General features: G+C 39.4%; 22 protein-coding genes and 1 tRNA gene. 10 read left to right on the forward strand and 13 right to left on the reverse strand.

Features of this window, described 5'->3' with window-relative positions:
- Positions 1–25: 25 nt before the first annotated feature.
- Positions 26–2,722: a magnesium-translocating P-type ATPase gene (gene mgtA, locus B5X76_RS14555; protein WP_079644325.1), complete on the forward strand. Its 2,697-nt coding sequence runs from the start codon at positions 26–28 to the stop codon at positions 2,720–2,722.
- Here mgtA and B5X76_RS14560 read toward each other — a convergent pair.
- From B5X76_RS14560 to B5X76_RS14580, 5 genes are read right to left on the reverse strand one after another with little or no spacing between them, the layout of a single operon-like run.
- The gene (locus B5X76_RS14560; RefSeq protein WP_079644116.1) at positions 2,711–3,103 is read right to left on the reverse strand and encodes a DUF1801 domain-containing protein; all 393 of its coding nucleotides are present in this window, start codon (positions 3,101–3,103) and stop codon (positions 2,711–2,713) included. The genes mgtA and B5X76_RS14560 overlap by 12 nt on opposite strands.
- 11 nt (positions 3,104–3,114) lie before the next feature.
- On the reverse strand, positions 3,115–3,552 hold the full coding sequence (locus B5X76_RS14565; RefSeq protein ID WP_079644118.1) for an N-acetyltransferase: 438 nt from the start codon (positions 3,550–3,552) through the stop codon (positions 3,115–3,117).
- 4 nt (positions 3,553–3,556) lie between these two features.
- Positions 3,557–4,393, reverse strand: a complete 837-nt coding sequence (locus B5X76_RS14570; RefSeq protein ID WP_176141093.1) for a GNAT family N-acetyltransferase — start codon at positions 4,391–4,393, stop codon at positions 3,557–3,559.
- Positions 4,394–4,409: 16 nt separating this feature from the next.
- On the reverse strand, positions 4,410–5,327 hold the full coding sequence (locus B5X76_RS14575; protein ID WP_079644122.1) for a GNAT family N-acetyltransferase: 918 nt from the start codon (positions 5,325–5,327) through the stop codon (positions 4,410–4,412).
- Positions 5,327–5,926 (reverse strand): GrpB family protein, encoded by a 600-nt coding sequence (locus tag B5X76_RS14580; protein ID WP_079644124.1) that lies wholly within the window; start codon positions 5,924–5,926, stop codon positions 5,327–5,329. Before B5X76_RS14580 ends, B5X76_RS14575 begins: the two co-directional genes overlap by 1 nt.
- Before the next feature lie 269 nt (positions 5,927–6,195).
- On the opposite strand from B5X76_RS14580, the gene B5X76_RS14585 reads away from it, so the two are divergent.
- Positions 6,196–6,576 (forward strand): hypothetical protein, encoded by a 381-nt coding sequence (locus B5X76_RS14585; RefSeq protein WP_079644126.1) that lies wholly within the window; start codon positions 6,196–6,198, stop codon positions 6,574–6,576.
- 8 nt (positions 6,577–6,584) lie between these two features.
- On the opposite strand, the gene B5X76_RS14590 is transcribed toward B5X76_RS14585, so the two are convergent.
- Positions 6,585–7,259 carry a class I SAM-dependent methyltransferase gene (locus B5X76_RS14590; protein ID WP_079644128.1) on the reverse strand — a complete coding sequence of 225 codons (675 nt, stop codon included), beginning with the start codon at positions 7,257–7,259 and terminating at the stop codon, positions 6,585–6,587.
- A gap of 318 nt (positions 7,260–7,577) precedes the next feature.
- On the opposite strand from B5X76_RS14590, the gene B5X76_RS14595 reads away from it, so the two are divergent.
- Positions 7,578–8,033 (forward strand): GNAT family N-acetyltransferase, encoded by a 456-nt coding sequence (locus B5X76_RS14595; protein ID WP_079644130.1) that lies wholly within the window; start codon positions 7,578–7,580, stop codon positions 8,031–8,033.
- Positions 8,034–8,147: 114 nt separating this feature from the next.
- On the opposite strand, the gene B5X76_RS14600 is transcribed toward B5X76_RS14595, so the two are convergent.
- Positions 8,148–8,423, reverse strand: a complete 276-nt coding sequence (locus B5X76_RS14600) for a DUF1456 family protein (protein WP_079644131.1) — start codon at positions 8,421–8,423, stop codon at positions 8,148–8,150.
- 214 nt (positions 8,424–8,637) lie between these two features.
- Entirely contained in the window at positions 8,638–9,063 is a 426-nt protein-coding gene (locus tag B5X76_RS14605; protein WP_079644133.1) for a nuclear transport factor 2 family protein, read from the reverse strand.
- A 326-nt stretch (positions 9,064–9,389) separates the two neighbouring features.
- On the opposite strand from B5X76_RS14605, the gene B5X76_RS14610 reads away from it, so the two are divergent.
- From B5X76_RS14610 to B5X76_RS22020, 3 genes are all read left to right on the forward strand, one after another.
- A complete protein-coding gene (locus tag B5X76_RS14610) occupies positions 9,390–10,472 on the forward strand; it encodes a hypothetical protein (RefSeq protein WP_079644135.1) in 1,083 nt (360 codons plus the stop codon).
- Between the two features lie 95 nt (positions 10,473–10,567).
- Positions 10,568–12,136: a M20/M25/M40 family metallo-hydrolase gene (locus B5X76_RS14615; protein WP_245801054.1), complete on the forward strand. Its 1,569-nt coding sequence runs from the start codon at positions 10,568–10,570 to the stop codon at positions 12,134–12,136.
- Between the two features lie 351 nt (positions 12,137–12,487).
- Entirely contained in the window at positions 12,488–12,637 is a 150-nt protein-coding gene (locus B5X76_RS22020; RefSeq protein WP_176141094.1) for a hypothetical protein, read from the forward strand.
- Between the two features lie 119 nt (positions 12,638–12,756).
- Here the strand turns inward: B5X76_RS22020 and B5X76_RS14620 are convergent.
- Both B5X76_RS14620 and B5X76_RS14625 read right to left on the reverse strand, forming a co-directional pair.
- A tRNA-Ser gene (locus B5X76_RS14620) sits at positions 12,757–12,844 on the reverse strand.
- A gap of 123 nt (positions 12,845–12,967) precedes the next feature.
- Positions 12,968–13,852 carry a bestrophin family protein gene (locus B5X76_RS14625; protein ID WP_079644137.1) on the reverse strand — a complete coding sequence of 295 codons (885 nt, stop codon included), beginning with the start codon at positions 13,850–13,852 and terminating at the stop codon, positions 12,968–12,970.
- Between the two features lie 139 nt (positions 13,853–13,991).
- Between B5X76_RS14625 and B5X76_RS14630 the strand changes: the two genes are divergently transcribed.
- The gene (locus tag B5X76_RS14630) at positions 13,992–14,846 is read left to right on the forward strand and encodes a glycoside hydrolase family 25 protein (RefSeq protein ID WP_079644139.1); all 855 of its coding nucleotides are present in this window, start codon (positions 13,992–13,994) and stop codon (positions 14,844–14,846) included.
- A gap of 56 nt (positions 14,847–14,902) precedes the next feature.
- Positions 14,903–15,202 (forward strand): thioredoxin, encoded by a 300-nt coding sequence (gene trxA, locus B5X76_RS14635; protein ID WP_079644141.1) that lies wholly within the window; start codon positions 14,903–14,905, stop codon positions 15,200–15,202.
- On the opposite strand, the gene B5X76_RS14640 is transcribed toward trxA, so the two are convergent.
- Positions 15,199–16,521 (reverse strand): hemolysin family protein, encoded by a 1,323-nt coding sequence (locus B5X76_RS14640; protein WP_079644143.1) that lies wholly within the window; start codon positions 16,519–16,521, stop codon positions 15,199–15,201. The genes trxA and B5X76_RS14640 overlap by 4 nt on opposite strands.
- Before the next feature lie 186 nt (positions 16,522–16,707).
- Between B5X76_RS14640 and B5X76_RS14645 the strand changes: the two genes are divergently transcribed.
- Positions 16,708–17,817, forward strand: coding sequence for a phosphotransferase enzyme family protein (locus B5X76_RS14645; protein WP_079644145.1), 1,110 nt, complete (start codon positions 16,708–16,710; stop codon positions 17,815–17,817).
- 196 nt (positions 17,818–18,013) lie between these two features.
- Complete coding sequence (locus tag B5X76_RS14650; RefSeq protein WP_176141095.1) at positions 18,014–18,640, forward strand: carbohydrate-binding family 9-like protein; 627 nt, start codon at positions 18,014–18,016, stop codon at positions 18,638–18,640.
- Positions 18,641–18,701: 61 nt separating this feature from the next.
- Here the strand turns inward: B5X76_RS14650 and B5X76_RS14655 are convergent, their stop codons facing one another.
- Both B5X76_RS14655 and B5X76_RS14660 read right to left on the reverse strand, forming a co-directional pair.
- Entirely contained in the window at positions 18,702–19,556 is an 855-nt protein-coding gene (locus B5X76_RS14655; RefSeq protein ID WP_245801055.1) for a serine hydrolase, read from the reverse strand.
- A gap of 60 nt (positions 19,557–19,616) precedes the next feature.
- Positions 19,617–20,306, reverse strand: coding sequence for a peptidase associated/transthyretin-like domain-containing protein (locus B5X76_RS14660; RefSeq protein ID WP_139375331.1), 690 nt, complete (start codon positions 20,304–20,306; stop codon positions 19,617–19,619).

Consider the following 20,306-nt stretch of genomic DNA (forward strand, 5'->3'; position numbering starts at 1 on the left):
AAGGAGAGAAGTTATGGCATTAAAAATGAACAGACGAATTAAGGATGCACTCCAAACCACTTTAGGTTCCATAGGAATGAATCTTGGAACCGTTACCAAACTACGTAACGCAGCAGCACAAGATAGTAGATGGGTATATGCCATGCTAGAAACAAATGAAGATGGTATTACCGATCGGATAGCTGAAGATCGACGCGCAAAATTTGGTCCAAACGAAGTCCACCATCAAAAGGCTCCCAAGTGGTATGTACAGTTGCTTCAGGCATTTGCCAATCCCTTTATTTATATATTATTAGCGATAGCTCTTGTATCTTTCTTGATTGATGTATGGCTGGCTCCTCAGACTGAGAAAGATTACATGACCGTTACTGTAGTTTTAGCTATGGTATTTCTTAGTGTGCTTTTACGTTTTATTCAGGAGTTTAGAAGTAATAGTGCGGCAGAGAAGCTAAAGGGAATGGTGAAGACCACAGCTACTGTAGTACGTAAATCGAAAACAAAGCGTGAAATCCCCATTGTAGAGTTAGTTCCTGGAGATATCGTTTACCTGTCGGCAGGCGATATGATTCCGGCCGATTGCCGTATCTTAACTAGTAAGGACCTTTTTATCAGTGAAAGTATGCTGACGGGAGAAGCCCTTCCTGTTGAAAAACACCATCTCCCAATACGTGATGCTGAGAATATGCAGGTTATAGAACTACGCAACCTTTGTTTTATGGGAACAAATGTCGTGAGTGGTGCCGCAATGGCGGTGGTAGTGGCTACAGGCAATTATACTTATTTCGGCAGTATCAGTAAGTCGATTACAAGCGAACGACCAGAAACAAGTTTTGATAAAGGTATTAATAACGTCAGCCTACTGCTGATACGCTTTATGCTCGTCATGGTTCCGGTTATATTCCTTATCAATGGTTTGGTCAAGGGCGATTGGTTAGAAGCACTCCTTTTTGCAATTGCAATTGCAGTGGGATTAACCCCCGAAATGCTCCCTATGATTGTTACCGCTAATTTAGCAAAAGGTGCTGTCAATATGAGTAAGCGTAAGGTTATTGTAAAGCGTTTAAACGCTATACAGAATATTGGAGCGATGGACGTATTATGCACCGACAAGACCGGGACGTTGACGCTGGATAAGATAGTGCTAGAAAAACACCTGAATGTGTACGGTATGGAGGATGATGAAGTGTTAAAATGGGCCTACCTGAACAGCTATCACCAAACTGGTCTTAAAAATCTGATGGACAAGGCCGTATTGGAACATGTGGAACTCCATGACTACCTAAAAGTTGAAGAGCAATACTTAAAAGTCGACGAAATACCCTTTGATTTTGAACGTCGTCGTATGTCGGTTATTTTAAAAAAGACCGAAGGAAAACATCTGTTGATATGTAAAGGAGCAGTAGAGGAAATGTTGACGCTATGTGACTATGCTTTCGAACCTGGAGAAGATAGGAGTCTGCACGTAGAGAATGATAAAGCTATTCCTATGGACGGTGCAATGCGTCAGATTGTAATGCAGACTTCTAAGAGAATGAATGATGAAGGTTTACGGGTCCTACTGGTTGCCATTAAAGAGTTTGATGCTTCACATCCATTGACCTATGGTGTTGAAGATGAAAAAGGAATGACATTAACAGGTTTTATAGGCTTCTTGGACCCCGCGAAACCGTCAGCCCAGCCAGCTATCGAGGCATTGCATAAATTGGGGGTGACGGTAAAAGTTGTGACAGGAGATAATGAAATAGTGACGCAGAAAATATGTAAAGATATTGGGATTCCTGTACAGCGTATCGTACGTGGTAGTGAACTGGAGGAAATGTCTGATGAGAATCTTTCTAATTGTGTAGAATCAGTTTCTGTTTTTGCCAAGCTGAATCCGCTTCAAAAAGTTAAGGTAGTTCGGGCACTACGCAAGAAGGGACATACGGTAGGGTTCATGGGAGACGGTATCAATGATGCGGCTGCATTAAAAGAAGCAGATGTAGGTATCAGTGTCGATACGGCCGTCGATGTAGCCAAAGAAAGTGCAGATATTATCCTTTTGGAAAAAGATCTGATGGTCTTGCGTAAAGGGGTAATCTATGGCCGCCGGACATTTGGTAATATCATCAAGTATATCAATATGACTACCAGTAGCAACTTTGGTAATATGTTTAGTATGTTGGGAGCGAGTGCATTTTTGCCATTCCTGCCCATGCTACCGATGCACCTCCTAATCCAAAACTTACTATACGATATTTCACAGATTTCTATCCCTTGGGACAAAATGGATGAGGATTTTATCCAGAAACCGCGTAAGTGGGATGCTGCTGGGGTATCACGTTTTATGCTGTACATCGGCCCGATAAGCTCCATCTTTGACTTTGCAACATTCGCAGTATTGTACTTTGTCTTCAAGGCCAATAGTCCAGAACATCAGACGCTGTTCCAAACAGGTTGGTTTGTAGAAGGGCTACTTTCACAGACTCTGATTATCCACATGATACGCACACGTAAGATTCCATTTATACAAAGTTGGGCAGCGGCACCGGTTGTTGCATTGACCTCGTTGATTATGCTTATAGGTATCTTACTACCGTTCTCACCTTTTGCTGAGGCATTGAAAATGCAGCCCCTACCACTGAGCTATTTCCCATGGCTGATTGCGATATTGGTAGCATATTGCTTGTTGACACAGACTGTAAAGAATTGGTTTATCAAAAAATTTAACTCATGGTTGTAATCTTGAATTTTTGTCCCTTGTTTTGATAATACCGTTGCGGTACAAATCCAGAGCAGCTTGAAGGATTTTGGAGATAGCTTCTATATCAATATCCTGAGAAGGGGCTATACGCCATATTTTCATACGGGAGCGTGTGCCCGTCTCTAATTGTGGATAATCCAGATACTTGCCTTCAACAAATAAAATATAGGGTTCCATTTCTTTTTTATCCATCCAAAGGTAACAGAATGCCTTGTTTTTATAACAAAAACAAGGCATTCCATATTTAGTTGTCTCCGTAACAGCCGAGTCTTGCCCTAATATAATCGTCCTTAAAGCAAGTAGGCAACCTTTATTTGGCTCCTCTTTATCCAGATAGAAATGTTGTAGGGACTCGCTCATTGTTTCGATTGTTATAATAAACTACTGTTCCAGCTCATCTTAAGGTCTTTGGCCGAAGTCGCTTCGTCTATCAGCTCTTCATTCACCTGAAAACCATGCTGCCGATAGAAATCAACTGCAGCAGTATTCTCCGTATAGACATTTAATGTCAACAGCCTTGATTTTGTTTTTACAAATCGTAATAGATGAGAACCCAAGCCGTTTCCCTGTTGATCGGTCGCCACGAATAAAGCAGCGATGTGATTATCTATTAACGATGCAAAGCCCTGTATACAGCCGTTTTCATCCTCGAGGACCCAAGATTGACTTTGAGGTAGATAGATTTGCTTCATATCAGAAGCTCCATCTTTCCAATATCCTTCAGGGATAAAGTGATGCGCTTTGATAGAAGCAGCCAGCCAAATATCGACCATACGGTCATAGTCTCGTTCTTCTGCTAATCGTATCATTGGTTTAAATACTTTTGGTCATCTCCAATTGATTAATATCATTTTGAAGCCCTTGTTTTTTCAAGAGTTGTTTTAAATCAGCGGCAGCTTCGTCCAGATTGTTTATTTGTATGGATTCTTCTGGAATCTGCTGCTCTATAGCTGCAATAAGCTGTTGGGCCACTCCTTTACGGCGTTGGTTAGGATTTACAGCGAGTTGGTATATTCTTCTTTTTGTCGTATTAAAAAGAACATACCCCACCAGTTCATCCGCTATAAAAGCCCCGAGGATAGACGGAGGTACAAGTTGCATACTTCGGGTATCACTTTGCCAGCTTGGTGTAATATCCCAAAAATCCGATAGCGTACCCCAAGGGAGAGAAGACAAAGGCTTCAGTAACGCTGCGTTATTCCCTTTAGATTCTTTCAGTGTACCCGAAAAGCACAATAGCTTACGCTTTATCGTAAAGCCTTCTTTTTCATAGGCACGGATAGCAGACTGATTACTTTCAATAACCTCCAGAACCATTTCTTTCACTCCTTGAGCTTGAAGAAAAGGAACGATATAAGCGTACATGTGTCCCACAAGCCCCCTTCCTCGGTAATCAGGTAGTACACCCGTCCCCGCATTATATACCTTATAGCCATTATCTATAGGACGTACCCCATGCATTATAAATGCAACTAATTTTCCATCTTCAAAGACACCGACCGAATAGTCCATTTGAATGTCTTCGGATGTCATTTTAAAATCCAGCTGTTCACTATTCAACTGGAACGGAACAATATAGTCCGCAAACGCAACATTGATGGCAAGAAGTAAGTCTGGGATATCCTGATTCGTTAGTCTTCGTATTTGCATATATTTCTGGTCGATGTTACGTGTGTGATAAGAAGGGGATAACAAGTTTGTTTTCATCGAAAGCCTGTCTCAGATTTGGCGAGACAAAAAGGTGCAAGTCATCGTCCTGCCATACCTCAAAGTCAAATCCGTCCTGAAGAGGTGTAAAACCCAAAGCGATCTTATCAAAGGTAAAGTTCCCTAATGAAGCAATGACCTCCTGTAGGTTAACCTTATTGGCACTAAAAAGCTCAACGATACGTAAGTTGCTCGCCTCTAGTTCCACTACTACAGCGCAATCTAGTTCTGGGATGAAATAGAGTGAGTCCTTATAGCCCATATCGGGATAAGCGTAAGTGTAAAAAAAGCTAAGGCCTTTACTCTTACAGGTAAGAGCACTGTTAGAGATACTACTTTCAACCAAACGCTCAAATAGATTCAGATCGTCAGTATCATCAAGGTTCAGTTTTCGATTCGATAATTGAGAATTTGATTTGATGTCAGCGCCTTGCTGTACTGCAATAAACTCAGAAGCAGGGACCAGGCCAAATTTTGGGTAATAGTCCAACACTGTTTCATTGGCAAATAAGAACATGCCATCAATCTTATCCGCAAAGTCTGCCTGTATCCGTTTCATCAAGAAGCGGCCAAGTCCTCTTTTCTGATAAAGCGTGTCTGTCATGACGGTACCTATTTGTGCTAGTTTTTTTTGCTCCCCCATTAGCATAACGTCAAAAAGACTAACGGTGGCGTGGGATATAATCTTATCGCCATCAAAAAGCGAATACAGAATACACTTTTCATCCCAATAGCCCGATTGATAGTAGTTTTCAAAATCAAATCCCCAGAACTCGTTTGTCATCCGGTTAAATTCCAAGCGTAGCGTTTCTTCTTTTTGATATTGTATATAGAGCGAATAATTGTCTCCGCTGATTTGTATGTTTTCTTGTGTCATTACTGTTCTAATTCTTTATACCACTGTAGGGCATTCTCTTCTTCTTTCTTTAAAAAGGCGTCCTTTCCTGCATTGTAATCGTTGCTATCTTCCCAATCTTGCTGTATCAACCTTTCTTTGAGTTGTTGGTACGCATCTAAGACAGCTCGGTGGGTACGAAGATAGTCCCGAAAGGCGATATGTCTTAGCCAATGTTCAGAATCAATAGGGATAACATGAATATGTGCTATACGCAAAGTATGATCATGCATTTGTTCTGGTATTTCATCTGCAGGGCCAATGATATCAGGTAATCCTAGTTCTCGGGCATTTGCGCTCAATCGCACAAAAAAGCGACGGTAAGGCGTATCATCATTATATTTCTCGTAGTAAACATAAGCCCCACTGTTTAATAAGAGAGGGACTAAATCCAAGTCACTATTGTTTCCTACCCCCACCATAATATCAATGATAGGTTTAGCGGAAAGACCTTCTACCGATGTACTACCAATATGTTCGATACGGGGAGAGATATTAGCTAATTTTTTGCTGAGCTCTTCCTCGAGTGCTTCAAATATTGTTTTCCAACTTGGGCTATAAGATTCAAAAGGTAACTTCATCGTACTGTTGTTTTGGTAACCGTTAGGACTGAATATACAAAGTTATGCTTTTCGTCCAACCAATAAATGTTCAATTTTCACAGACTAATGTTCGATTTGTAATAGTTTGCCGAATAAAAAATAACCATACCCGTAAATTAGGGCATATATATTGCTATACTTTGTCTATGAAGGGATTTTGTTTGTGTCTATTATTAACCGGATTTTTTGGTATATCGGAAGCTTCTGCCCAAATCTTTAGTTTAGGAATGAAATAGGATCGACGGCCTATGTTTCAGGCTGCTCTAAATTTGCCACTTGTGTTTGACAATGATAAGAACTACGATTTTACTGTAGGCGTAGATTACACCAGCAAAAACCCCAGACAGCCTTCTGGATTAGCTCCACAAGTGGGCTTTGTAAGGTATATAGTCGATAATAGATACAAAGATTTCTTGGTCTCGGCCAATGTGCAGACCGGGTATCTGTTTGATTTTAATAAAGGAATAGACAATCAGTTTAGAGTTAGCCCACATCTCTATGTGGAATACCAAGGTTTTTTCCATTGTAGAGTAGGTTATGACTATGCCATGCCCTTACAGAAAGGCTATCCTTTTGTTTCCATAGGAATCGGGGGGCTGATGATGTTTAGACATTTTAGCATCATGTAGACAAGCGATTAATCGCGCTCACTTTTTACGGCATATACTGTTAGAAAAGTACGCTTTACAGGTGTACCATCTTTACTCGTTGTATCGTCGGTATAGGTCATTGACTGTATATCTTCAAATCCAATCTGATGAAGGTAATTAGCGATTTCATCGTCTGTATACAAGGAGAAACCATGTTGCGTAAAAGGAAGCTTTACTCCAAATTCTTTTTCCACGAAGGTCAGTACCAATTGCCCTTCATCTTGTAACGTGCGGTATATTTCTCGCAGTGACAGGTCGATGTCAGGCCAGAAATATAAGGTGTTTACAGAAAATATATGCGTGAACTGGTTGTCAGAAAACGGAAGTAAGCCACTGCCGTCTACCTTTTCAAAGTAAGCCCTATCCGATTCGACAGCAGACTGGTTATGATAGATAGCCAGGTTATGCATCGCTTCGGAGATCTCGATCCCATAGTATTTTATATTGGGAGATATATCAAGCAGTTGAGCGATATGCTTGCCATTACCAAAACCTATTTCTAGTATGACGCTCTGATTCTCCAATGCTAACGTTTGGATAGTCTCTTGTATCATATTATGATTGGATTTAAACATATTGTCTGCAATGGTTTCTGCTTGATGCCCAGAAGGACAGCGGAGTTGTTCAGCCAGTTTCTTCATTGGGTCTTTGTCGTCCATCATAGGTTTTCTTTTCTAAAAGTCGTGTTTGAGAAATTCGACCTAAATATAGTGATCATATCTAAAAATATAAGTAGTAGCTAGTTTTTAATAGCCTATTTTAACAAGGAATGTAAATCCTACTTGTATTTTTTAGAATTAGGTAGATTAGTCATTAGTTTATGTATTATAACACAACAATCCCTAAATTTGCCAACCACGGCATAAATAAAACTTTCATGATGCTACTGCATCACCAACAGAGATGAACTGAACCCGATCGTGTAGGGTGAGCTTTTGAATGTCAATAATAAAGAACAATGTTATGAAAAAAGGAACATAATGGAACAGCGGATAGGAATTAAGACTTTTGAGGAGTTGACCAATGTAGAACTCTATGAGATACTGCGTTTAAGAAGTGAGGTATTTGTGGTAGAACAAAGTTGTATCTATCAAGATATAGATGGTAAAGATAAGGCATGCCATCATGTGATGCTGTATATTGGTAGCAAATTGACTGCATACAGTCGGGTGGTACCAGCAGGTCTTTCTTACGAAGAAGTCTCTCTAGGAAGAGTGCTTGTCAATCCGGATTTCAGAGGATTGGGATTGGGAAAAACGATTGTGAAAGAAGCTATACAGTCGTGTTATGCTATTTTTGGTAAATCCGATATAAGAATAGGGGCGCAGTACCATCTGCTAGCTATGTATCAGTCTTTGGGCTTTGAACCTCAGGGAGAACCTTACGATGAAGACGGTATCTTACATATTGATATGCTAAAGCGGTATGAAGAATAGTTTCAGATTTGTAAATAATGCTCAAGAAGTGTACAGAAATGTTTCTCAGCTTCCTGAAAATAGGGTTCATTTATCCATAAGGTATCATCTGCATCAAAGGCTATAGTTGTTATGTTATTTTTCATTGTGCTTTTGTTCTTCTTTGTCAGTTGATGACTTTGAATTAGGATTAACCCTTGGACCACGCTTATAAATAATTAGTCCGTTTAGAAAATTTCGGAGTAGTTGATCGCCACAAGGCTTGAAATTTGGGTGATCATCTTTGCGGAATATTGCACCCAACTCGGTTTTTGTTACTCTAAAGTCCACCAAGGATAATACCTCAATAATATCGTCGTCTGTAAATTTTAAAGCTACACGGAGCTTTTTCATAATATCATTATTACTCATGCTGTAAAAGTATGAAAACTATGTGGAAAAATAATTAGCTAGCTAATCATTCTATCCATGAATGATGAAAAGGTATTTAATTTATGGAAAGCGATTTTGATTGATAAAGTAGGGGAGGATACCATTGAAACTTTTACGAATCAAAAAAGGCTCCGATTTTTCGGAGCCTTAGGTATATAGAAAATTAACTCTTCCAGATAAAAATAGTTGACTACTATGGGTATGTGGTTACTACTTTACTTACTTTCCATCCCTCTTTAGTCTGTACCATAGTAATGTAATCTACACGGGTGAAATTCTCAAATTTCATCGTGGCTTTTGCTACGGATGTAGCACCAGCTTCGTCTAATATTTCGTAGGTGGTTTTACAGTTGTACTTAATGTCCTTGTTTGCTTTCAAGAATGCTAGGTATTCAGATCTGTTTGAAGACTGGTTGACTGCTGCATTTGTATACTCAAAGTCCGCTGTAAAAAGGTGCTTATTGAAATCAATATTACCTAACGAGATAGCCTCTACATAGGTAAGTGCGATTTTCTTTGTATTCAGATCTTTTAGCGGATTGGTTGTTTCTTTTGCAAAAGAACTGAAAGAAAATGCTAGTGTGAATAATGTTGCGATGGTTGCGATAGTCCGTTTCATAGTTGTAATTTTTTTTAGTTGTTGTTATTTTATATTTTAACTCTTGTCGTATTTTGTTGATTCAAAAGTAGCGTAGAATCTGTCAGGACAAAATGATCTTTCGACCAATATTTTCTATTTCTCGGTAAAATCACCGAATATTTCGGTGAAAAATGAGACTATAGTTTTACCGAGTTTGGTCAGGGAGATACGTGTTAAAAAGTGAGTACATAGGCGGAATAAGTTATCTTTTGTTTAATTTAGATTGTTATTCACTTCTTATGATAAAAAGACACATCTTCAGTTTGGTCATTTTTTTGCTGTTTTCAACGAGTTGTTTTTCGCAAATGAAATTTAGGTTTAATAATGTAGATACCATAAGTGCCTTAAATAGGGGTCTGATAGATTTTTTTGGAAAATATATCGAAACGAAGTCTGCGGGGAAAGACGATGCTGATTTTTGGTCCCCGCAAAATAATTTTAACCTGCCTAGAAACGATAGCTATGAGCCATGGCTTTACAGTATGTTTTCTTATCGAATACAGACAATTTTGGGATTGTCAAAGGTGTCCGATAATCAATATAACGTCAAAGTGATGTTGGAAACAAATATAGATAGTGCTTCTACCATGGTGTATGCGATACAGAACTATATTATCAAAGAGACTTCATCTGGCTTGAAAATGCAGGACATCCTTGGATTTAGACTCGACAATGAAAACTATCAGTTTAAAGAAGATCAATACTTTGATTTTTATTATCCAAAAGATTACCCCTTTTCAGCAAAGGACATCGATCAAATAAATAACTATGTAAGAAAAATAGAAACTTACTTTGGAAAAGAACTTCCCTTTAAGTTACGATACATCTATGCCCCTGGATGTGAGGCCTTATTTTACATGCGAGGTTACGATTATGTTGCCAATATGATGTCCACCAAAAGCACAGTATGTGGCTTGACCGATCCTAAAAACCGTATCTTGTTTAGTTCGGATGCTATGTTACACAAACATGAGCTTTTACGCCTATTAACCGTATTGTATCCAAAGTACCCAGCTATAGTGATGGATGGCTTTACCAATTTGGTAGGCGGAGCTGCAGGCAAACCTATCATGTATCATTTACGTAAACTAGCTCCATACATCCTTGAAAATCCTAAAATTTTAGATGATTTGAATGCCTTTTATTATTACGATGATGAAACAAATCCTCATTTTGTCTTTAATGCAATAGCGACTAACTATTTTATCGAAAAGAAAGGAGAGCAGGCTCTTAAGGAATTTATGCGAAGAGAAGATAGTAGAAAAGACGATGTTGCTAGTTTTTTGAAAAAATACTGTGGCGTGGAGGATGTGAAATCTTTCTTTTTACAGCAGTTCAAAACCTATGCCGATACCGAAAGAGATCTTGAATTTATTAATATTTTATAGTGTCTTTCTTTCAGCAATTTTGGTTCGCTGTTTTCAAAATTAGTGAATTATCTTTGGTAAATTACAAGAAAACTAATCAAACAATTTATACACTGATGCGAATAATATTATCTAAACATTCTACTTTAAAATCATTGGGGCTAGCGTGTACGCTGGCATGTAGTACTTCTGTTTTTGCGCAGAATAAGGACGCAATAGTTTCTGCTATCGTTCAGGAAGCAAATACAAATTCGCAATTAGAAAACTATGCTTTTGAATTGGTGGATATGATTGGACCGCGTATGGTAGGGAGTCCACAGATGCAACAAGCGCACGACTGGGTTGTAAAGCAGTATACGGCACTAGGTGTAGAGGCGCGCAATGAAGTTTATGGCGAATGGCGATCGTGGGATAGAGGTACCTCGCAGGCGACAATGATGTTTCCGAGAATAAAATCTTTAGAAGGTACGCAATTGGCGTTTAGTCCGATGACAAAAGGCAAGGGGGTGGAGGCTGAAGTGATCGCGATGCCCGTATTTAATTCTGCTGCAGACTTTCAAGCTTGGTTAAAGACCGTTAAAGGCAAGATTGTGCTTATCGGAATGAACCCTCTATCGGGCCGATCGGATGCCAATTGGAAAGAATCCGCCTCTGCAAAAGGATATGAAAGTTATCAGCTACTGAAAAGTGAACAGCAAAAGAAATGGGATCTCAGTATGACCTATACCGAGAACACAAGACGCACTATACCTATGATTCTAGAGACGGCCGGTGCAGTGGGTGTGATTGACTCTTATTGGACCGAGTTGCCGGGATTAACCCGGATATTTGATGCAAAGTCAAAGCAGATTCCAGTCTTTAATATTGCGTTAGAGGATTACGGTTTGCTATATCGTATGGCCGAACGAGGGATCAAGCCCCGAGTACTTTTAGAGGGGAACTCAAAGGAGCTTGGAACAACGAAAACTTATAACAGTATAGCGGAAATCAAGGGCAAGGAAAAGCCGAATGAATATGTAGTTTTGTCTGCCCATCTGGATTCTTGGGATGGAGGAACTGGGGCTACAGACAATGCTACTGGTGTCATCACGATGATGGAAGCCGTACGTATCTTGCGAAAAGTATATCCCGAGAATAAAAGGACAATCCTTGTTGGAAACTGGGGTAGCGAAGAGCAGGGATTAAATGGTTCTTCCGCTTTTGTAGAAGATCATCCGGAGATAGCTAAAAATATTCAGGTCGTATGGAATCAGGATAACGGTACCGGACGTATTGTACGTATTGCCGGTAGTGGATTTGAAAGATCGTATGAATACATCGGCCGTTGGCTTCAATATTTGCCAGAAGACTTTCGACGTGAAATCCAGACAACATTTCCTGGTATGCCGGGCACCGGTGGAAGTGACCATTCTTCCTTTGTTCAAAGAGGTATACCAGCTTTTGGTCTGTCGTCTACCTCATGGGATTATGGGAAGTTGACTTGGCATACCAACCGTGATACATATGATAAAATAGTCTTCGATGAAGTAAAGCAAAATGCAATTATCGTCGCTATCCTAACGTATTTGGCCTGCGAAGAGCCTGAGTTGGTATCGCGCGAGAAAATAGTTTTGCCGATAGATAAGCAGGGCAAACAGATGGAGTGGCCGACTAATATCAAAGCCAAAAGAACCAGCGGTAATTAAATTTAGCAAGTGTCGTATTTCATCAATAACAGGGGCTTCAATGTAATTGAAGCCCCTGTTATTGATGGTGAGAATACTGTACCAATAACTTGCTAAAGAGACACTGTAAACATAGACGTAAAGTACATTGTCTCCGCAATGAGTCCAGAGTGAGTCCAGGTCAAGTCCAAGTTAGACATGGATTCAAGTTGCAAATATATTAGATACACCTTGCTAATACCTGCTTTTGATCGTGTATTGGGAGTATATAGACCGTGAATATAGTATGAAACATAGGAGAGACTCGGACTCAGGGAATAAAATGAAACCTTTAATGCGATACGACCATGCTTTCTGTTTCTCTTCTCTCTAATGCCCAAACACTATCCAGAACCTTCAAGAATCGAACCCTTGGGTTCTTATCTCTCTAAACGCAAAAAACCTCCATCTTTCGATGAAGGTTTTTCTGCGGAGAGCGAGGGATTACCTTCGGTCAGCCCCAATTGGGGAGGCTTCAAATAAACCCAAAGCATTCGCTTCGCTCATTTCTTTTGTAGTTTTCCTCTTTTTGCCTTAAACTGTGTTTGTCAAAAAGCTATAAAACGACAAAACCTGACTAATGTCAGGCTTTGTCGTTTGTTTGGCGGAGAGCGAGGGATTCGAACCCCCGAACCTGTGACAGTTAACGGTTTTCAAGACCGCCGCATTCGACCACTCTGCCAGCTCTCCGCCACAAAAGTAGAAAAACTAACTAATTCTGCAAAACTAAAATTAGCTATTACTTCTTACCGGCTGAAAATGAGAGTGATTAATTTGTTTTTGCCTGTTGTAGCAATTAAAAATCGGTAAAAATCAAGGTAAAAGTAGTTCTCCGCTATGTTTTTTTATGTTGGCAGTGATTTTATCAATAGGTAGATCGTCCGAATCCCGACCAAACGGTTCTTCAATAGATTCACCAATCATCTCGATGCTGATAAGGACATAAAAGATAAAAGGAACTGCAAGTGTTACAAAATAACCAATTGAAAATACGTAACCAAAAGGCAAAGTAGCCGTGTAAATGATGATAAATATTTTGATGAAAGAACTGTATGCAATTGGTATTGGCGTGTTCTTTATTCTTTCGCAGGCTCCACATACCCCCGTCATTGCGGTGATCTCATCATTGAGCATTCGGAACTGTTCTCCCGTAATGATTTGCTGTTCGTAAAGATTGTTTGTCTTCCGGAATATAAGCGATGCGACTTGATTGGGACCGTGCTTCTTGTCATCCAGTGCATTTAGTTCTGGGTGTAAGGCTTCATCGAGCATAAACTTGGTATAATCTGAACGCAGGAAGTTGTACAGCGTCTCGGCATAGAGCGGTATTGCTTTTCGGTAGAAGCTACGATTTACTTTGTCATCCGGAGGTAACATAGCATTGAGTTTGATCGCCAGTGAACGACTGACATTGGTCAATGCCCCCCATTGTTTGCGGGCCTCCCACCAGCGGTCGTAAGCCGTATTGGTTCTAAATACTAAGATCAAGGATAGTACGAATCCCAATAAACTATGAACTATTGTAATATTCTTGACCCAACTCTTGTCCGATAGTTTGAGGTATTCTAACTCGAGATAGGCCACTCCCCAGGAAAATAATGCAGTAAGAACCAATAAAGGGGCTATTTTTTTGATATAATCCGATTTGTAAAAGTAGCCGATGAGATTAAACCAATCTTTAGGATTGTAAACTTTCATATATAAATTAATTGTTCTTTAAAGGCTATATGGAATATCCAAAGTACAGCTATTTTTGGTTGTGTAAATTGTGCGAAATGGATATTTCATATATAAAAGTATTGTTTGGAACTGATAAATACATTATTTTCGGTGCAATATGGCAAAATATCAGAAAAGGAGCAAGGATAAATTGGTGTCAGGGGCCAATGATAGAAAGCCTTATTTGATTTGGAGTATTCTTATACCCATTGGCTTGATTTTTCTGTTTGCAATCTGGCATTATCGCACAGGTATTTTTTATTATTTCAAAGCGCTGGTCGGGAAAGAAGCCCGCTTTACGGATTCGGATAAAAATAAGCACGACGCTCGAAATATATTTCTGATGTCTGAACATCGTGACAAAATTTTTGGTGTAGACGTGAGCGAATACCAAGGTAAGATCGATTGGCCTTCGGTCGTGCATATTAATGGAGAGTTTCCCGTGGATTTTATTTTTGTCCGTGCCACTATGGGACAGCGGAATAAGGATAAAAGATTTCAGAAAAACTGGATTGGGGCACAACAGCACAACAAGCTGCGTGGAGCATATCACTATTTCAGACCTAATGAAAATTCAGTAAAGCAAGCTCAGAATTTTATCAATACAGTGAAGCTGGAATCGGGAGACTTACCACCTGTCCTTGATATCGAAGAGCGGCCCAAGAGTCAGTCCATGGATAGTTTGAAGGTGGGATTGAAGCGGTGGTTGGATAAGGTGGAAGAACATTATAAAGTAAAACCTATCGTGTATTCGGGGGATAGTTATTTTTCTGATTTTTTGGAAAAGGAATTTGCAGATTATACGTTGTGGATAGCAAACTATAATTTTTGGGTCGAAAAACCCAAAAGACATTGGGATTTTTGGCAGTTTTCAGAACGGGGAGCAGTCTCCGGAATTAAGGGGTACGTCGATTTGAATATGTTTCAGGGAGATATTGAAGATTTGGAAAAGCTCTGTATTCCTTTCAAGTAGTCGGAAGACAGCATGATTTTAAAACAAAAGATAACTTTATTGGTTGTTGTAATAATATGGCAAATTTTAACGAATTAATTCAAAAAAATAAATTGGTGCTTATTGACTTTTCTGCAGCTTGGTGTGGACCTTGCCAGACACTGGCTCCTATATTAAAAGAGGTGAAAGATCACTTTGGCGAGCAGTTGTCCATATTGAAGGTTGATGTAGACCGAAATCAAGCTTTAGCCAAAAACTTTGCCGTACAGGGAGTGCCCACTATGATTCTATACAAAGATGGCACGCAAGTATGGCGACAAAGTGGATTACTCACCAAGGCACAACTGTTGGCTGTCGTCGATCAATATCGGAGTTAGTCTATATTCGATATTTCGTTGTTGTTGTCGTGTATCTTGGATAAAGCAATTTTGTCTATGCGGTTACCATCCATATCTAATACTTCTAGGCGATAGTCTTTATAAAATACAGTTTCTCCTTCGGTAGGCATATGGTCTAGTAACAAAAAAACAAGTCCTGCAAGGGTGGTGATATTACCAAGCTCTTCTTCATCTTCTTCGGAAATCCCAATTTCGAATTTTTCAAAAAAATCGTCGAGTTGATAACGGCCTTCAAGGATATAGGTGCCGTCTTCACGTTGTCTGAATAGCTTGGATTTGCTGTTGGATGAATATTCATCAAACCCTCCGACCAAACCGGTCATAATATCTTTTAACGTTATTATTCCTTGTGGACTGCCGTATTCATCAATGACTACAGCTTGTAGTACGCTTCCATACTTTAGAACTTCAAGAACGGAATAGATACTGCTATTTTCATTGACAAATGGAATTGGATGGACCAACTTCTCCAAGTCTATTTTGCCTTCATTTAAAATGGCTTTCAATAGGCTCTTGGCATGTACTATGCCTTTTATTTGGTCAAAATTGCCGTCACATACCGGATATTCGGTGTGCTCATTCTTAATGATGTATGCTTTGATATCCTCAATAGAGTCCTCGAGATCTAAATAAGCGATATCGCTGCGGTGTACCATCATATTGATCGCCTTCTTATCTCCGATGTTAAGAATACGGTCTACCATGTCGTGTTCAAAATCTTCAATGATGCCGCTATCCACACCTTCATCTACGAGTGCCTTGATTTCCTCTTCGGTAACGGTATTTTTCGAAACTTTGATATTAAGTAGTTTTACGATGAAATCGGTGGAGGCAGATAATACCCACACAAAGGGCTTAACGATTTTGCTCAGCGTATCCATGGGGATTGCTACCAGAGCCGCATATTTTTCGGGAATTGCCATCCCGATACGTTTAGGAACGAGTTCGCCTATGACCAATGATAGGTATGTAATACAGATTACAACAAGAAGTACCGAAAGGGATTGGCTATATGGAGCTAGTGCAGGAATGGTTTGTAACACATCTGCAATATAGGTGGAGATAGATCCACCAGAGAAAAAACCTGTCAATATACCGATTAAAGTGATGCCAATCTGTACGGTAGAAAGGAATTGATTGGGGTGCTCTTTTAGTTTTAAAGCCCGTTTTGCTCCGAGATTATTGCCAGCTGCAGCTTGTAATCGAGCTTTTCGGCTGGAGACAATAGCAATTTCGGACGCAGAGAAAATACCATTTAATAAAATGAGTAGAAGAATAATGATTATTTCAGTTATCATGTGGATATACAGGGTATATTTTACGAATATAGTAAATCGGTAAAATAAAACGTAGAATATTCTAGTATATATTATCTTAAATTGTGCAAACGTTTGATTGAAAAAAAAGCTTTCTTTAATGTTTTGAATTATGGATATTGCATTAATTTAAACTGTTTTTGAATAAAATAATTATAAATCTTATCTATGTCAGTGTACGATTCCGAGGAAGTGGAGAGTGTAGCAAGTAATTTTGAATTAAATAGTAAGGTTGTTAGTATAGAGCGTTTTGGGTCTGGGCATATCAATGATACTTTTAGACTTAAGATGGAAGATGAAAAAACTTCCTATTTACTGCAACGGATTAACCATAATATCTTTCCCAATGTGGAGGGGTTGATGCACAATATTGACCTAGTCACTACGCATCTTAAATCTGTTCTGAAAGGAGAGGTAGTTGATGTTGATAAATGTACACTGACCATTATCCCTACGAAAGCAGGAGCAAAGTATCTTCAAGATGCTAATGGTGAATACTGGAGGGTTTTCATTCTATTGGAAGGGACCAAAAGTTATGACATTGTGGAGACTGCCCGTCAGGCTTTTTCTGGGGGATTGGCGTTTGGAAGATTTCAAAAGCAACTCTCTACATTGGATGCAACTAAATTGGTTGAAATATTGCCCAATTTTCATAATATTGACTTTCGTCTGTCTAACTTAAGAAAAGCGATAACGGAAAACAAAGCAGGTCGTCTAGATGAAGTTAAAGAGATTCTGGATTATATCTTTGAGCGTGAAGAACGCATGCGTCGAATTATCATGATGGGCAAAAATAATGAATTGCCAGTGCGTATCACGCATAATGATACCAAATTTAATAATGTATTGTTGGATCAGGATGATAACGTACAATGTGTTATTGATTTGGATACAGTAATGCCAGGGTATATCGCTTATGATTTTGGAGACGCTATTCGTACCATTATAAATTCTGCCGCAGAAGATGAAAAAGATCTGAGTAAGGTGGTTTTAAATGTGCCTTTATTTCAGGCTTATACGGATGGATATTTCAGCGAGGCCAAGGACTTTTTGACAGAAAAGGAAATCGAGTCACTGTGGTATGGTGTTTTGTTGTTGCCTTATATGCAGGCTGTTCGGTTTTTAACCGATTACATCGATGGTGATCTTTATTATAAGACACATTATGCAGATCATAATTTGGTCAGAACGAATACGCAGTTGAAATTGGTGAAAGAATTGGAAGCTTGCGAGGAGGAGCTGAAGGAAATCTTAAGTCAGAGCTTAATCAATCAATAACATTCAAAATTGATTCGATGGTCTTATGGTTTTGTTGTAGGCATTCTAGGATATAACGGATTTTAGTTAAGTTTGGTTATTCCATACCGACTCGTTGGGACAAGATATTGACATTTGAAAATCAAAACGTTCCGTTAGCTAACGGATTATGAGTTCCATCGAGAAAACAATTAAATGCACGAATAATTATAGACAAATGAAAAAGCTCACTGTTGAAAAGATAACGGATACTATTGCCGATTTTAATAAATTAGAAGCGGTATTCGCACAGCTTCCTTGGAATGCTATCGATCAATGCCCCTGGGAATCTGAATTTCCGAATCGTCCGCAAACTAGATTTCAAATGGCTCATTCTGAGCATTTCATTTATCTGCATTTCGACGTCGAAGAGGAGTTTGTAAAAGGCCAATATATGCGTCCGAATGAAAATGTATGGGAAGATAGCTGTGTAGAGTTTTTTCTTTCACTGGATCAAAAACAAACCTATTATAATTTTGAATTTAATGTATTGGCCACGGGTCTGATAGGGTATGGGCCGGCAGTTAAATCAGAACGTAATAGATTGTCCAATGAACAAGTTGATAGTGTCGATGCTTGTGTTCAGTTAGTGAAAAAGGATGGTGTCAAGAAATGGGAAAGTTACCTTTTAATCCCGAAAAGGATATTTGGAGAGGTGTCTTTTTCGGGCAAAACATACCATGCTAATTTTTATAAATGTGGTGATGGATTGCCTGATCCGCACTTTATGGCCTGGAATAATATCGATAATGCTAGCCCTAATTTCCATTTACCTCAGTTCTTTGGAGAGGTTTCTTTTGCTTAGAGCGAGCTTAAGTATAAGATTTTGATATAAACTAAATAAGGTGTCCTTTAGGACACCTTATTTAGTTTATGGGCTTAAAGCTCTGAAAGGGATGCTTTGGTTCAAAGTGATTCCAGATTATGCTAGAGAGTTTTCTTGTTAACTCCTCAGCTTCGTTATCATCCGTCCATCGAGCATCTTTATTATTTTTTGTTAGTATACAGAATACATAGTCCCCGCTAGGTGCATTGACTAATATAACCTCGCCCCGCGCTTGATCTACAGAACCGGTTTTTGCAATAGCGTTGACCTCAGGAGGTAGCTGTGATAGGGATCTGCCGTTGTAAAACTGGTTCTTGAGGTATCTATACATCTTGTCCGAATGGCGGGCATCTACTACTTGTCCGTTACGGATTAAAGTGAACAGTTTGGCCATTTCCCGAGGGGTGGTCTGTCCCCAACCGTATTCTTCCCATATCTTTTCACGGCCTGGAGTTCTGGAGTTGACTTTTGTCTGCTCTAAGCCTAATTGATCCATCAATGGGTTGATCATTGCTCCGCCACCAGAAAGCTCCTGGAGCCAGATAGAGGTAACATTGTCACTGTAGGTAAGCATGAGCGAAATCATTGTAGAAAGATCCGTTTGTGCGCTGTCTTTATAAAATTGCATGAGTCCCGATCCTCCATAGGCCCTTTTGTCCGAATATTTGAACGCTTGGTTTAGTTTCAGTTCTCCCTGAGCAATCTTTTGAAATACACCCACTAAAATCGGCACTTTAACAATGCTGGCAGTCGGAAAGACCGTGTCCGCATTTATCGATACGATTTTATTGGTCTTAAGCTGATGCACGTAGATGCCAACATCCCCTTGGAAACCATTGATTTCCTTCTTTATTTTATGTTCTAGGGCACGATCGACTTTTTGTGCGTAAGCCATAGTGCAGCTTAAGCACAAAATCGAAATTATACTGCTTAATTTTAACGTCATATCAAGAAGTTACTTATCCGATTTAAACTTTTTGTAGGAGTCGAGGATATGTACTTTTAAATCTTCGTTAGAGGCCTTTTTGATGAAATCAACCGTAGGCCTGAAGCGTTCTCTAAAGAGTGCAATCTCATCGGGGCTCAATGGTACAGTCGAGGCTATCAGCTGTGTCGTGAACCTGCGATCTATCTCCCTTTTCTCCCGTTCAGCTATCAGCAAGTTAAGGTTACTACGGGCCTCTTTCGCTTTTTTGCCAAATAATCTGGATGGAGAAACGCGTAGACCTCCTCGTTGTTGACTTACATCTACGGCCTTACCTTCGTTTTGCGCTTTAGCAATTTCTGCTGCTAATCTGCTGTCTGTCATTCGACTTACCACAACTTCATCGATCAAAATTAAACTCTCATCTCGCGTCATGTATACCCGTCGGATATTATCTTCGTAATAGAATATAGTGTCTTGTTTGTATCCAGGGTTCGAAAAAATAAGATAATCATTTAGTTTTCCCCCGATTTTAAAACTCCCATCTCTATCTGATTGTACGATTTGCTGCGTTCTCAGGTTTTTTATGGTGGTATTCCAAAGAGGATTACTGCTTACCAGTTCGTAGACGAATCCCTTTATTTCCTGAGCTTGTACTGTAGACAATTGAAGTCCAATTGTCAAACATATTGCTGTTAATATTTTTTTTATCGTCTTCAT

The sequence above is a fragment of the Sphingobacterium nematocida genome, assembly GCF_900168125.1.
GTDB lineage: Bacteria > Bacteroidota > Bacteroidia > Sphingobacteriales > Sphingobacteriaceae > Sphingobacterium > Sphingobacterium nematocida.